This window comes from Vibrio sp. L5-1 (assembly GCF_021728315.1).
In the GTDB taxonomy this organism is placed as follows: domain Bacteria; phylum Pseudomonadota; class Gammaproteobacteria; order Enterobacterales; family Vibrionaceae; genus Vibrio; species Vibrio splendidus_K.
This window is the reverse complement of record NZ_JAKKCQ010000003.1, coordinates 421,751-435,814: the sequence shown is the minus strand read 5'-3', so window position 1 is coordinate 435,814 and position 14,064 is coordinate 421,751. Positions and strand designations below refer to the sequence as shown.

The window sequence follows — 14,064 nt, the reverse complement described above, 5'->3', positions numbered from 1 at the left end:
ATTCTTCGTACTTGCAGACTAACGAACTTTTCCAATGAACTCCAGAGCTAATCCCCTCGATAAAGGCGATTAATTAGCCAACTAAACACATTTACATACTAGTACACGAGATCAACTCGGACGCCGTCTGAAAAATAGAGAATTCGCACATCATCACCTCGGTTAAACAACATCGAGTTATCGACGTCTTGAATGATGTTAACCAACTTGTCATCTTTAGTTTTGACCAATAATTCGACGAGCTTATATTCCACTTTGTATTGTGTGTTACCTCGATTGCGAGCAATCCCGGCGCCTGCCACAGCACCGACGGCCGTTGCGACTTCTTTGCCGGTACCTCCACCAAATTGATTACCAATCAAGCCACCAATAGCCGCACCTAACAAGGTTTCCCAACCATTCGCTTTCGACTCTACGATCTCTTGTTGGGTAATGTATCTGACCGTGTCAATCTCACCATAAACGACCTCATTGACCGGTCGAGCTTGGTTTCTGTTGTAAGCTGCATTTGCCAACATGGGCAAAACAAGTAAAATCCAAAGCAACTTTTTCATGGTAAAACTCCTAAAGACCTCTTGGTCAGTGATTAATCTGTAACGCGGTACTTATGACTATATACCTAACCGAACTTGATACTACTAGTATAGAGTTTCCTTCGCCTTTCGACGCGCTTGATGAACCTAACGGTCTGCTCGCCTTCGGTGGTGATTTGTCACCCATGCGAATTTTAAACGCTTATAGCCAAGGTATATTTCCATGGTACGGCCCAGGGGAGCCTATACTTTGGTGGAGCCCAGCACCACGAGCGGTATTTAATCCTAAGACATTCGAACCGTCAAAAAGTCTTAAAAAGTTTCAAAGAAAGCATAATTACCGTGTCAGCATCAACCAAGCGACAGACAAAGTGATTGGCTACTGCTCCTCGCTAAGACCCGAAGAAGAAACTTGGCTAAACGGTGACATGCAGTCAGCGTACCGCGAACTTTCTTCATTAGGCTTCTGCCACTCCGTTGAGGTTTGGCAAGGCGACGAGCTTATCGGCGGACTTTACGGTTTGCAAAGAGGCCAAGTCTTTTGTGGTGAATCGATGTTTAGTCTGAAGACCAATGCCTCTAAAATTGCACTGTGGTACTTTTGTGAACACTTTACACGATTCGGAGGAAAACTCATCGATTGCCAAGTCATGAACCCTCATTTGGAATCCTTGGGCGCTATCGAAGTAGAAAGAGATGAGTTCCTTAGTGCTTTGAAAATACTTAAAGAAAATCAACTTAGCGATGGATGTTTTAAATCACAATGGCTAGAGGGAACGCCTTCATGAGTTCAGATTTACAACAAATCAGAATTGGATTGACCGATAACCATGCTTGCAGCTACCTGCCACATCTTCAAGAAAGAGTGGCGGTCACGCTTGATGAACACATGCATACTTCAGATAATTATGAAGTCCTGCTCGCCAACGGATTTCGCCGCAGTGGATCGACCATTTATAAGCCACATTGCGATAATTGCTCTGCGTGCCAAGCTATTCGCCTCTCGATTCCCGAGGTCAAGTTTTCCAAAAGCCAACGACGAATCCTCAACAAAGCCAAATCACTACGTTGGGAATTGAAAGACGAGATGGATGACAACTGGTTTGACTTATATAGTCGCTATATAACCGCTCGTCACCGTTCGGGAACCATGTATCCCCCTAAAAAAGAAGAGTTTCTACAATTCTCTAAAAATGAATGGCTTGCCACAAAGTTCATGCACATCTATGATGATAGCCAGTTAGTCGGCATCGCCGTCACTGACGTGATGTCTCACTGCACAAGCGCATTTTATACTTTCTTCGATCCTGATATCGACATCTCTATGGGAACACTAGGTGTTCTGTTTCAAATCCAGCACGCCCAGAAAGAACAGAAACAGTGGTTATATTTGGGTTATCAAATCGATGAATGTCCTGCGATGAACTATAAAGTACGATTTCAACGTCATCAAAGGCTAGTAAATCAGCGGTGGCAAGGGTAGAATACGCGACAACTTTACATATTTTGATTTTAACGGCACAATCAAGCCGTTGAAAACCGCCAAATTTCGAAAGAGGATTAGATGGCTAAAGAAGACGTAATCGAGATGCAAGGCACGGTCCTTGATACTCTACCAAACACGATGTTCCGTGTTGAGCTTGAAAACGGTCACGTAGTGACAGCACACATCTCTGGTAAAATGCGTAAAAACTACATCCGTATTCTTACTGGTGATAAAGTAACTGTTGAGATGACTCCATACGACCTTTCTAAAGGCCGCATCGTCTTCCGTGCTCGTTAATTTTTAATTACCGAATACGATAAGAAGCGGAGCTTTATGCTCCGTTTTTTATCGCCTGAACTTTTTACCACTCCAACAACACCAATCTCGCATCTCGCAAGCATAAAAAAACGCACAACCGAAGTCATGCGTTTATTATCGTGATTAGCTGTACCGCGCTCTCAATAAGCAGTCAGCAACTGCTTAAGCAGTTAAGAAATAGGCTTAATGCATAACCTCTTCTTTAGCACCAACATAGATGAAATCTAGATCGTCTTTAATCAGGGATACTTTAACCGTACCGCCGTCAACCAAACTACCAAACAGCAACTCATTAGCAAGAGGCTTTTTAAGCTTCTCTTGAATCACTCGTCCCATAGGACGCGCACCCATAGTCTTGTCATAACCTCTTTCAGCTAACCAATGACGAGCATCCTCAGAAACTTCTAAAGACACGCCTCGAGCGTCCAGTTGAACCTGAAGCTCAACAATGAACTTGTCGACAACTTGGTTAATCACACTTGGATCAAGGCTGTTGAACCAAATAACATTATCAAGACGGTTACGGAACTCAGGTGTAAATACCTTTTTGATCTCACCCATCGCGTCTGGCGCATGATCCTGTTGGATCAAACCGATCGATTTCTTCTCAGTTTCAGCGACACCAGCATTGGTCGTCATCACAAGGATCACGTTACGGAAATCCGCTTTACGACCGTTGTTGTCAGTTAGCGTGCCGTTGTCCATCACCTGTAGTAACAAGTTAAAGATATCTGGGTGAGCCTTCTCTATCTCATCAAGTAACACAACAGAGTGTGGATTCTTGATTACAGCATCAGTGAGCAGACCACCTTGGTCATAACCAACATAACCAGGAGGAGCACCGATCAAACGGCTCACAGAGTGACGCTCACCGTACTCAGACATGTCAAAGCGCAACAGTTCAATACCCATCAACTTAGACAGCTGTACAGTCACCTCTGTTTTACCGACACCAGTAGGACCAGCGAATAGGAATGAACCAACAGGTTTATTGTCTGCACCCAATCCTGCACGAGTCAGCTTAATCGCTTCGCTCAATACATCGATCGCTGGGTCTTGTCCGAATACCAACATTTTCATGCGGTCATCCAGTTTCTGTAACGTATCTTTGTCTGAAGATGATACTGACTTCTCAGGAATACGAGCCATTTTCGCGACCATTGACTCAATATCAGCCACGCTTACCGTTTTCTTACGACGGCTTGCTGGTGCCAAACGACTACGAGCGCCGGCTTCATCAATCACGTCAATTGCCTTATCAGGAAGGTGACGTTCATTAATGTATTTAGCTGACAACTCCACAGCGGCACGCAACGCTTTGTTGGTGTAACGCACTTCGTGGTGAGCTTCGTATTTTGGCTTCAAACCGATCAGAATCTTGGTTGTGTCATCTAACGATGGTTCAATAATATCAATTTTCTGGAAGCGACGAGCTAAAGCACGCTCCTTCTCAAAAATGCTGCTGTACTCTTGGTATGTCGTTGAGCCGATGCAACGTAATTTACCGCTGCTTAGTAGTGGCTTAATTAAGTTTGCCGCATCAACCTGACCACCCGATGCTGCACCGGCACCAATAATGGTGTGGATCTCATCAATGAATAGGATTGCGTCTTCTTCTTTCTCTAGTTGCTTAAGAATCGCTTTAAAACGTTTCTCAAAGTCACCACGGTATTTGGTCCCAGCTAGAAGTGAACCAATATCTAAAGAATAAATCACACTACTCTGAATGATTTCAGGTACTTGACCTTCAACAATACGCCATGCAAGACCTTCAGCGATTGCGGTCTTACCCACACCCGCTTCACCCACTAACAAAGGGTTGTTTTTACGACGACGACATAGAACTTGAACCGTACGCTCAAGCTCTTTATCACGCCCGATAAGCGGGTCGATATTACCTTGTTTCGCCACTTCGTTAAGGTTAGTTGCAAAATTTTCTAGACGATCTTCAGAATTAGCTTCTTCTGCATTCTCTGCGCCACCAAATGAATCAGACGGTGATGAACTATCACCTTCGTTACTGGCTTTGGTAATGCCATGAGAAATAAAGTTAACAATATCTAAGCGACTAATGTCGTTTTTCTTGAGCAAATATGCCGCGTGAGATTCTTGCTCACTGAAAATAGCCACAAGTACATTTGCACCTGTAACTTCGCTACGACCTGAAGACTGAACATGAAAAACAGCGCGTTGAAGTACTCGTTGGAAGCTCAACGTAGGCTGAGTCTCACGAGTCTCGTCACTTTCTGGGATAAGTGGGGTTGTTTGATCGATAAAAATATCGAGCTCATTGCGAAGAGCATCGAGATCAGCCTGACAAGCTTGGAGCGCTTCCTTGGCCGCATCATTTTCTAATAATGCTAGTAGGAGGTGTTCGACAGTCATGAATTCATGTCGCTTGTCTCGCGCACGAGCAAATGCACCATTTAAACTCGTCTCTAATTCTTTATTTAGCATAAGTACCTCCTAAGGGAACAACGGTGTTGTTCGAGCAATTTATACTTGCTCCATTGTACATAGTAGCGGATGCTCATTTTCCTTTGAGTACATCTTTACTTGCGCTACCTTTGTTTCCGCTATTTCAGCACTGTATGTGCCGCATATAGCTTTACCTTCATAATGAACCTTGAGCATCACTTCCGTTGCTTGTTCGATATCTAGTGAGAAGAATCGCTCTAGGATCTCGATTACAAAGTCCATAGGCGTGTAGTCATCGTTATTCAATACAACGTTATACATCGCCGGTGGCTTTACTTTTGTCTCTTCTTTCTCCAGTAAATCTGAGCCTGGAGATGCCCATTCAAAGTTTCTGCTCATATCGCTTTGCTAAGAGTTATTTTTCGGAAGTCGTGAGTGTTACGTCATTCAAATTTACCACATTCACGCATTACGGTGTACTAAGAAACTGCACCGAGAAACAGTACCAAAAAATATTCCTCTATACTGAGCCTAATCCACCATTTCCATCGCTGCAAATAAAAGATCTCTATTAACAGGATTAACATATGTGATTGATTAAAAAGACACCATAACTATTGATGCTAACGATAAGATTACCGCTAAGTTACTATTTAGTTAATAGTTTGCAGTTAATCTCGAATGTGATTTGTTATTAAAATTGATCACTTTTATACCAATTTACTATTGACTGCGCTCAATCATTAGCTACATTGGAGCTAAAAGGTTTTTCTGATACAACTTTATAACAAGATTCAAAATCGAGTAATACGCGTTAAGAATGAACAATAAGGAATAATTACGCAGGGTAGCGTTAATTTCCGTAAGCAATGTATGAGATTCAAGCTATCAGCTGAAATTATTTAGTTGGTAGGAATGATATCAATCGCACTTACAACAATTGATATAACAACGTTAGTAACAAAATGCATGAGGGATGTATAGCATGGCTACAGGTACAGTAAAATGGTTTAACAATGCCAAAGGGTTTGGCTTTATTTGTCCAGAAGGTGAAGACGGCGATATTTTCGCGCACTACTCCACAATACAGATGGAAGGTTATCGAACCTTAAAGGCAGGTCAGCAAGTCGACTATGAAGTAGAAAGTGGACCTAAAGGCTCGCACGCTAGCTCTGTTGTTCCTGTAGAAGGCAGCGCCGCTAAATAGGCGATGGCCAAATCATGTTGACCTCCATCAGTCCTAATTAACGGCTGACAGGTAAGCAGAATATTGAAACCGCTCATTTGATACCCCTAATACAGGATTAAATGAGCGGTTTTTCGATCTAGAAGCTATAACGTTGCTCACAGTACAATTCGCTCGAGGATGTTGCCCCCAAAGTAGTTCAAGGTCTAGGTCTAGGTCTAGCAAAACATTATGAATAAAAAAGACGCTTTAACGTTATCGTTAAAGCGTCTTTCGTTTTGTATTGGTCTATGACTTAACTGTCAGACCAAGCAACTCGTTAGTCAATCATGATCATAATTTGCTAACGATGAGTCTAATCACTATGCGTCAATGAATGCGTTCAGTGTTGAGCTTGGACGCATTAGTGATGAAACCAGTGCATCATCAAGTAGGTAATAACCACCTAAATCACCGGCTGGACCTTGAGCGTTGTTTAGCTCAGCAACGATAGCTTCTTCACTTTCAGCCAATTGACTTGCCACACCTGCAAACTCAGCAGCAAGGTCAGCGTCAACCGTTTGCTCAGCAAGCGCTTTAGCCCAGTATGCTGCTAGGTAGTAATGGCTACCACGGTTATCAAGCTCACCTACTCGACGTGAAGGAGATTTGTTTTTATCTAGGAACTCGCCCGTCGCTTTATCAAGCGCGTCAGCGAGAACTTGTGCCTTAGCATTGCCAGTGACTACGCTTAGGTGCTCTAGAGATGCCGCTAATGCCAAGAATTCACCTAAAGAATCCCAACGCAGGTGGTTTTCTTTTTCTACTTGTTGCACGTGCTTAGGAGCAGAACCGCCAGCGCCTGTTTCAAACAGACCGCCACCGTTCATTAGTGGAACAATCGATAGCATTTTAGCTGACGTACCAAGCTCTAGAATTGGGAATAAATCCGTTAGGTAGTCACGTAATACGTTACCTGTAACAGAAATAGTATCTAGACCTTCTTTGATACGAACCAATGAATATTGAGTTGCTTCAAGTGGAGCAAGGATCTTAATTTCAAGACCATCAGTATCGTATTCAGGAAGGTAAGCTTCTACTTTCTCAATAAGCTGAGCGTCATGTGCGCGAGACGCGTCTAGCCAAAAGACCGCTGGAACACCCGATGCACGAGCACGAGTAACCGCTAGCTTAACCCAATCTTGAATTGGTGCATCTTTAACCTGACACATACGGAAGATATCACCTTCCTCTACGTCTTGCTCAAGAAGCACTGAACCTGAAGCGTCTACAACTTGAACCTGACCAGCAGCTTCAAGGATGAAAGTCTTATCGTGAGAACCGTACTCTTCCGCTTTTTGAGCCATTAGGCCAACGTTTGGTACACTGCCCATCGTTGTAGGGTCGAAAGCGCCGTTCTCTTTACAGAAATCAATAACCGCTTGGTAGATGCTCGCGTAGCTACGATCTGGAATCATTGCTTTCGTGTCTTTTTGCTTACCTTCTGGATCCCACATTTGACCTGAAGAACGTAACATTGCAGGCATAGATGCATCAACAATGATGTCACTTGGAACGTGTAGGTTAGTAATGCCACGGTCTGAGTCAACCATCGCTAGTGGAGGCTGAGTTTCGTATACTGCTTGTAGGTCAGTTTCGATTGCCTGTTTCTGATCTTGAGGAAGTGCAGCGATTTTTGCGTATACATCGCCGATGCCGTTATTTACGTCAACACCTAACTCATTAAACAGTTGACCGTGCTTAGCGAACACGTCTTTGTAGTAAACCTTAACCGCATGACCAAAAATCACTGGGTCAGACACTTTCATCATCGTCGCTTTCATGTGAAGAGAAAGCAGTACGCCTTGCTCTTTAGCCGATGCGATTTCTTTCTCAAAGAACGCAACCAAAGCAGCTTTGTTCATCACTGACGCATCAATGATCTCTTTATCTTGTAGTGCAAAAGCTGGCTTCAGTGTTTTCTTCGCGCCATCTTTGCCAACAAATTCGATGCTCACTTCTGTGGCACCTTCAATCGTTACTGACTTTTCACTACCGAAGAAGTCTTTGTCATCCATACTTGAAACGTGCGACTTAGAATCTGCAGACCATGCACCCATTGAGTGTGGGTTCTTCTTCGCATAGTTCTTAACAGAAAGTGGAGCACGGCGATCCGAGTTACCTTCACGTAGCACAGGGTTTACTGCACTACCTTTGATTTTATCGTAAGTTGCTTTAACGGTTTTCTCTTCGTCAGTGTTTGCTTCTTCTGGGTAATTAGGAAGTGCGTAACCTTTTGACTGGAGCTCTTTGATCGTTGCTTGAAGCTGAGGTACAGATGCAGAGATGTTTGGAAGCTTGATAATGTTCGCTTCTGGTGTCTTAGCCAATTCACCTAGTTCTGCTAATGCATCACCAATACGTTGCTCTTCGTTCAAATAGTCAGGGAAGTTGGCAATAATACGCCCTGCAAGTGAAATGTCGCGAGTATCAACGTTAATACCAGAAGAAGCTGTAAAAGATTGAATGATTGGCAGCAGAGAGTAAGTTGCTAGCGCCGGAGCTTCGTCTGTAATGGTATAGATGATCGTTGGTTTTTCAGTAGGCATGAAATTTCCCTATAGTTCTTACAAGCTCATTTAAAGTAGTGAGCATGTTATAAATTGACCAGTAAGCCACTCAAAGAGTGAAAACTGCTTACTCGATAGTCGTACTCTATCTTATTTTTCATGCAATCTTGATGACAGCATGAACCAAATCCGTGAGTGCGTTGTTATAATAAAACACGAAGGTATAATTAAACAAATCAGGCTTAAGAGTCCATCAACTTGTTCTATTTTGTGTCTTTTAGGCGCGCAAATGATAGCTCAATTCCGTTTCAGTGAAAACTTTTCAGCACACTTCGTTTACATTTTTGCAAGGTAGTTAACATGTCTACTCGCTCACACAGCGTATCTCGTTCAGACAAACCAGCTCGTGCTGGTGCAACATTAAAACAAAGCGGTAATAGACAAAACCGAAGCAGTGATAAAAATAACACGGGTAGTTCGCATAAAAAATCGCACTCGAGTAAGCACCGATATAAAAGCAAACCTACCAACGTGAAACCTAAGGTGGCAATCGAAGATCGTAAAGTCATTTTGTTCAACAAGCCTTTCGATACTCTCAGCCAGTTCACTGATGGCGAAGGCAGGAAAACACTCGCCGACTTTATTCCAGTTAAAGATGTTTACGCGGCGGGTCGACTTGACCGCGACAGTGAAGGATTAATGGTCTTGACCAATGATGGCATCTTCCAAGCTAAGTTAACTCAACCAAACTCAAAATCACCAAAGACTTACTGGGTGCAGGTTGAAGGCGCACCTTCTGAGGAAGATTTAGATAAATTGAGAAAAGGCGTGGAGCTAAAAGACGGCATGACACTGCCTGCTCAGGTTGAGGTGATGTCTGAACCTGTTGTGTGGGAAAGAACCCCGCCAGTGCGTTTCAGAGCCGCAATACCGACAACATGGTTAGCGATTACTATCATTGAAGGGCGTAACCGTCAGGTAAGACGAATGACAGCAAATATCGGCTTCCCTACCCTGCGACTTATTCGCTATTCAATGGGCAACATGAACGTGGGGCAGCTTCAGCCTGGTGAGTGGAAAGAAATCTAGTAGACAATTAGCAGAAATGAAAAAGCGAGGAATCTGTCTTAGACAGGAACACCTCGCTTTAAAAAATTTTGGTCTTACTTTTGGTCAATTAACCATTTTTGGAAAGCTTTACGCTCTTCTTCGTTTGCTCTTGAATACCATAGCTTAAGTTGAAGCGTATTTTCAGACTCTTGCACAGTACTGTCGGCAGCGACCGTCGCTCCAACTACTGCACCAGTTTGTACCGCCGCTAGTTCTTCTTTCAACGAACGAATCTTCCCTGAATCAAAAACTAAGCCTCTCTCTTGGTTATAATCTTTAACCAACTGAGGAATATCGCTGTAAGGTAATGCACCTTGAGCTGGAGGCAAAATTTCTTGATCTACTTTTACATCATCACCATTTACAGCAACTTTAAAAATGGGTTGTCCTTTATCGACATTTTTTTCAACGTTACCAAACTTTCTACTCTTTAGGTCAATATCTACATCAGCCCCTTCAGGAGCATCGATAACCATAATATATGGAACTGTGCTGATGAATTCTCTCTTACCTTTATCGCTCAGATAACCGGTATAGTCCACCACAAGCTGATTTTCACCTGATGTTAACACTGCATCTTTTATGCTTTTTATCTGCTCACCATTGAGCGTGTTCAACGTAATTCCAGAACCTAACTCGAGTCCAGCCGTTGCATATGGTGCAGAGAACAGACAGATAAAACTCAAATACCACTTGTTCATGTACAATTCCTTATAGATAAATGTAAAAAAGCCAGCATAGTGCTGGCTTTTATATAGCATAGTTAACTACAGATTAGAATGTGTAGTAAACACCAGCAGTTACGCCGTCAGCATCTAGGTCTGCGCCGCCATCAACTTCGAAATCTGCAGTTTGGTATTCTGCGAAGAATAGGATGTTGTTACGGAATGCGTAATCAGCACCAACTACTAGGTTAGTTGAATCAACATCAGAGATTGATGATACAACACCAGTTGTAGATACACGCTCGTCTGTAGTCGCTACAGCGTAAGTTGTGTATAGACGAACAGCGTCTAGTTGGTAAGCAGCAGCAACACCCATAGTTTCGCCATTACCGTAACCAGAAGCTAGATCCCAGTAACCGTAACCTTGGTTGCCTTCGTACTGTGCGTAAGTAGCAGCTAGGTATAGGCCACCAAATTCAGCAGAAGCAGAAACACCTGTTAGTAGGTAATCTACGTTTTCAGCTGCATCACCAGCGATGTAAGAAGCACCGATAGAGAAGTTGCTGAATGCGTAATCTGCAGAGATACCGTAAGTGTTATCAACACCATCTGTAGCTTCAGTGTTGATGTCAGCTACGATTGTAAAACCTTCAACGAATTGGCCTTTGAATACAGCACCGTGACCAGAAGACTCTTTGTGGTGACCACCGGTAGAGCCCATGTAGTTACCTTCGTTTGTGATATCGTCTTTCTGAATAGCGTCAGCAGATTCTGCTAGGTCGCCAGTCTCACCGAAAGCCATACCCCAAGTATCAGTTTTAAAACCAGCTAGAACGTCATCGAACTTAGCGTTGCTGCCGTCAGATTCGATTTCGAAAGATGCGAATGCTGTGAACTGGTCGTTTAGCTTCTGTTCAGCGTCTAGTTGGATTTTAGCCCAAGTAGAAACGTCAGCGTCTTTCTTCTCAGAACCAACACCAGAAACATTGTCAACTTCAGATTGAGTCAGGTAGATATCTACCTCGCCTTTTAGGCCAACTTTAGTATCGTCGTTAGAGTAAATTTCTGCTGCGTTTACAGAAGTTGCTGTAGCTGCGATAGCTAGCGCTAATAGAGTCTTTTTCATAATAAATCCACTGCCTTTTCTAAGAATGGGAGATCCTTGCCCGGTTCCCTTTTATTTTTATGACTGGTCATTACCACTCTTTGTTGGTTAATCACCGTCACTAAATTTCGAGGTCTAGATTGCAAAAGATTATCCTGCGTGTCAAATAAACTAAAAACACATCTAAAAAAAACACAAACCAATAACAATCAAAGACTTACATTTTTTTTCATTGTTTTACGAGTAACTTATCCTTAGTTTTATCAGGAAATATAATAATATAAAAAAAGAACATAACAGCATTTAGAACCAGATAAACCAATAAACAAACAACAAATCAGAACTTAACACCTACAAGTCAGTCTTTTTTAATATTTATATTTCACAACATAAATAAAATCGTTAAGTTCCTGATGGTTCAGTTTTTTTTTGTGAACAAGATCTACCTTTGATTTAAAAGCAAGCTATTTCGCCGCAAATGTACCGACTAGTGATATGTGCTACTATCCTCGCTCCGTTATGTAGGTCACAGTATGCTAACTACTAAAATTCAAAAATCCATTCGCACCAGTTATCAAAACCTCCAAGATCAGTTGGACAACTTTGTACCTCGACGTGCTCAAAATTACCTAGTTGCAGAAATAGCTAAGACACTTTGTGGTCAATACCACAAAAGTAATCGCATGATTGTGGCTGAAGCGGGAACAGGAATCGGGAAATCACTCGCCTATCTCATGGCAACGATTCCTGTCGCTGTGCTAAATAATCGAAAAATCATCATTTCGACAGCTACGGTTGCCCTACAAGAACAACTCGTCAATAAAGATCTCCCTCTATATAGAAGACTTACAGATAGAGAGTTTTCTTTTATATTAGCGAAGGGTAGACAGCGCTATTGTTGCTCCGAAAAGCTAGCCGCTGCCTGCGGGGTTGATGGTGGACAAATTGATGGCGGACAAATGGCGATGTTCGAATCTAAGCCAAAGAAGAAAGACATCGAGCAGCTTCAAACTATGTATCGTAGTTTGGCTCAAGGTAAATGGGACGGGGATCGTGACTCATGGCCTAAACCAATCGACAATATAATTTGGCAAATGATCGTCAGTGATAAGCACAGCTGTAACAACAGTATGCCGACTCATCGAGACTGCCCTTTCCAAAAAGCACGCTCGGAGCTGGATAAAGCAGACGTGATTATCGCCAATCACAGTTTAGTGATGGCTGATGCCGACCTTGGTGGCGGCGTGATACTGCCCGAGCCAGAAAATAGCATCTATATATTCGATGAAGCTCACCACTTACCACACGTAGCCAGAGATCATTCCTCTGCGGCGGCGAGCTTAAAAGGCGCGGCATCGTGGTTGGAGCGTTTGAATCAATCCATCACCAAGCTTTCGGGCTTGGCGGATGAAAAGCGAGTGGGTCGATTCAGAAATGAATTGCAGGATTCTGTACAACAGCTGATTCCTACTCTTACTCAAATGAGCAAACAGTTTGATGCTAGCCACTTTGAAGACGGCTTGTATCGCTTCGAGCATGGCGACTTACCTGATTGGCTAGAGAATGAATCTAAAGATCTCAAGCAACTCACACAAAAGGCGAGCCAAGCCGTTGCGAAGATTGCAGACCTGATTGCAGAACGAGTTAAAGACGGAGAGCTTTCAGCAAAACTGGCAGAGCCTGCGCTTGCAGAAATTGGCTTCTATATACAAAGGACAGAAAACCTTGCTCAGGTTTGGCGCTTAATGGCTGAACCTAAGAGAGAGAAAGGAGCGCCTTTAGCGCGTTGGCTTGAACTGAATAAAGAAAGTGAAGGCGATTTCGTTGTGAATGTTTCGCCACTAGAGGTGGGTTGGCAACTGGACCAACAGATCTGGAGTCGTTGTGTTGGTGCAGTACTCGTCTCTGCGACAATGAGAGCACTCAACTCCTTCAACTTTTTCTGCCATCAAGCTGGTATCAGTCAAAAAGCCGAAGACGGTGTACAATTTCTTGCTTTGGCATCGCCGTTTGATTATCAGAACCAAGCTGAGCTGGTTGTTCCTGCAATGAAGTACGAACCGCAAGCACCTCAGTTTACTGAATATCTTATTGAAATATTGCCTAAGGTAATAGAAGACAACAAAGCCAATCTCGTTTTATTCTCTTCTTATTGGCAAATGAATAAAGTTGCAGAAGCTTTGGCAACAGATTTCGTTAAAACGTCGTGGGCATTGCAGGTTCAAGGTGATACTTCACGAACCGAAATCCTAAAAAAACATAAAAAGCTGATAGACCAAGGTAAAACCAGCGTCCTTTTTGGAACAGGTAGCTTTTCTGAAGGTCTTGATCTACCTGGTGAGCTACTTGAAAACCTAGTTATTACCAAGATTCCTTTTGGTGTTCCTACCTCTCCTGTAGAGCGAGCACATTCAGAATATATTGAATCACGCGGCGGTAATCCTTTTATGCAGATTACTGTTCCAGAAGCGAGTAAAAAGCTTATTCAATCTGTGGGTAGATTGCTGCGTAAAGAACGAGATTCTGGTAAAGTCACGATCCTTGATAGACGCATAGTCACGAAGCGATACGGTAAATCCCTACTCGATTCGCTACCGCCTTTTAAAAGAACAATAAAATACTAATTTTACTGCCCTCGAGGTAGTTATGGGCCTGTCATCGCTAGGCCCTTGCATTCACAACCCAACATGACTA

12 protein-coding genes are annotated in these 14,064 nt (G+C 43.0%); 6 read left to right on the top strand and 6 right to left on the bottom strand.

Annotated elements, in window-relative coordinates:
• Positions 1 to 98: 98 nt before the first annotated feature.
• On the bottom strand, positions 99 to 554 hold the full coding sequence (locus L3V35_RS14425; protein WP_004736438.1) for a glycine zipper 2TM domain-containing protein: 456 nt from the start codon (positions 552 to 554) through the stop codon (positions 99 to 101).
• A gap of 53 nt (positions 555 to 607) precedes the next feature.
• On the opposite strand from L3V35_RS14425, the gene aat reads away from it, so the two are divergent.
• From aat to infA, 3 genes are all read left to right on the top strand, one after another.
• A complete protein-coding gene (aat, locus tag L3V35_RS14420) occupies positions 608 to 1,321 on the top strand; it encodes a leucyl/phenylalanyl-tRNA--protein transferase (protein ID WP_017078161.1) in 714 nt (237 codons plus the stop codon).
• Positions 1,318 to 2,016, top strand: coding sequence for an arginyltransferase (locus tag L3V35_RS14415; protein WP_108161193.1), 699 nt, complete (start codon positions 1,318 to 1,320; stop codon positions 2,014 to 2,016). Before aat ends, L3V35_RS14415 begins: the two co-directional genes overlap by 4 nt.
• 81 nt (positions 2,017 to 2,097) lie before the next feature.
• The gene (gene infA, locus L3V35_RS14410; RefSeq protein ID WP_001040192.1) at positions 2,098 to 2,316 is read left to right on the top strand and encodes a translation initiation factor IF-1; all 219 of its coding nucleotides are present in this window, start codon (positions 2,098 to 2,100) and stop codon (positions 2,314 to 2,316) included.
• Between the two features lie 204 nt (positions 2,317 to 2,520).
• Here the strand turns inward: infA and clpA are convergent, their stop codons facing one another.
• Complete coding sequence (gene clpA, locus L3V35_RS14405; protein ID WP_004736550.1) at positions 2,521 to 4,794, bottom strand: ATP-dependent Clp protease ATP-binding subunit ClpA; 2,274 nt, start codon at positions 4,792 to 4,794, stop codon at positions 2,521 to 2,523.
• A 39-nt stretch (positions 4,795 to 4,833) separates the two neighbouring features.
• Positions 4,834 to 5,154, bottom strand: a complete 321-nt coding sequence (gene clpS / locus L3V35_RS14400) for an ATP-dependent Clp protease adapter ClpS (RefSeq protein WP_004736549.1) — start codon at positions 5,152 to 5,154, stop codon at positions 4,834 to 4,836.
• 586 nt (positions 5,155 to 5,740) lie between these two features.
• Between clpS and cspD the strand changes: the two genes are divergently transcribed.
• A complete protein-coding gene (cspD, locus tag L3V35_RS14395; protein WP_004736548.1) occupies positions 5,741 to 5,962 on the top strand; it encodes a cold shock domain-containing protein CspD in 222 nt (73 codons plus the stop codon).
• 341 nt (positions 5,963 to 6,303) lie between these two features.
• Here the strand turns inward: cspD and L3V35_RS14390 are convergent, their stop codons facing one another.
• Entirely contained in the window at positions 6,304 to 8,529 is a 2,226-nt protein-coding gene (locus L3V35_RS14390; RefSeq protein WP_237300142.1) for an NADP-dependent isocitrate dehydrogenase, read from the bottom strand.
• A 321-nt stretch (positions 8,530 to 8,850) separates the two neighbouring features.
• On the opposite strand from L3V35_RS14390, the gene L3V35_RS14385 reads away from it, so the two are divergent.
• Complete coding sequence (locus L3V35_RS14385; RefSeq protein WP_016768423.1) at positions 8,851 to 9,579, top strand: pseudouridine synthase; 729 nt, start codon at positions 8,851 to 8,853, stop codon at positions 9,577 to 9,579.
• 74 nt (positions 9,580 to 9,653) lie between these two features.
• On the opposite strand, the gene L3V35_RS14380 is transcribed toward L3V35_RS14385, so the two are convergent.
• Positions 9,654 to 10,301, bottom strand: a complete 648-nt coding sequence (locus L3V35_RS14380; protein WP_108111389.1) for a DUF2057 family protein — start codon at positions 10,299 to 10,301, stop codon at positions 9,654 to 9,656.
• 73 nt (positions 10,302 to 10,374) lie between these two features.
• A complete protein-coding gene (locus tag L3V35_RS14375) occupies positions 10,375 to 11,391 on the bottom strand; it encodes a porin (protein WP_151407943.1) in 1,017 nt (338 codons plus the stop codon).
• Between the two features lie 512 nt (positions 11,392 to 11,903).
• Here L3V35_RS14375 and dinG point away from each other — a divergent pair.
• A complete protein-coding gene (gene dinG, locus L3V35_RS14370) occupies positions 11,904 to 13,994 on the top strand; it encodes an ATP-dependent DNA helicase DinG (protein ID WP_237300141.1) in 2,091 nt (696 codons plus the stop codon).
• Positions 13,995 to 14,064: the final 70 nt, after the last annotated feature.